This is a genomic window from Pseudomonas sp. P1_A1 (assembly GCF_056406935.1).
In genome coordinates this window covers 1-673 of sequence record NZ_JBFTZE010000046.1, presented here as the reverse complement: position 1 = coordinate 673, position 673 = coordinate 1, and the positions used below count along the sequence as shown (strand labels likewise).

1 protein-coding gene is annotated in these 673 nt (G+C 65.8%); it reads right to left on the bottom strand.

Going from position 1 to position 673, the window contains the following annotated elements:
* Positions 1-673 (bottom strand): VCBS domain-containing protein (locus AC1D2Q_RS29500; RefSeq protein ID WP_477815542.1); only part of this gene is annotated, 673 nt, incomplete at both ends.

Sequence of the window (673 nt, the reverse complement as noted above, 5' to 3'; positions counted from 1 at the left end):
GTGTAGGTGGTACCGGCGGCGAACTCGTTGTGCGCGGAGTTGGCGACGTAGGTCCAGGCTCCGTCGGTGCCGATGGAGAACTGGCCGTAGCTGCCGGCGGTGTTGGTTTGSGCGACGAAGGTTGCGGCGSTGTCGACGTCGCTGATGGTCAGKGTGCCGGCGGTGGAAATGTCGACGGCGGCATTGGTYTCGGTGAGGTTGGCGAYGCCGGTGGACAGYACGGCCGCATCGTTGGTACCGAGGATGTGCACGGTGACCGAAGTGAGGGTGCCATCGGCACTGCTCACGGCGAAGGTGTCGGTGTAGGTGGTGCCGGCGGCGAACTCGTTGTGCGCGGAGTTGGCGACGTAGGTCCAGGCTCCGTCGGTGCCGATGGAGAACTGGCCGTAGCTGCCGGAGGTGTTGGTTTGCGCGACGAAGGTTGCGGCGCTGTCGACGTCGCTGATGGTCAGTGTGCCGGCGGTGGARATGTCGACGGCGGCATTGGTTTCGGTGAGGTTGGCGACGCCGGTGGACAGCACGGCCGCATCGTTGGTACCGAGGATGTGCACGGTGACCGAAGTGAGGGTGCCATCGGCACTGCTCACGGCGAAGGTGTCGGTGTAGGTGGTGCCGGCGGCGAACTCGTTGTGCGCGGAGTTGGCGACGTAGGTCCAGGCTCCGTCGGTGCCGA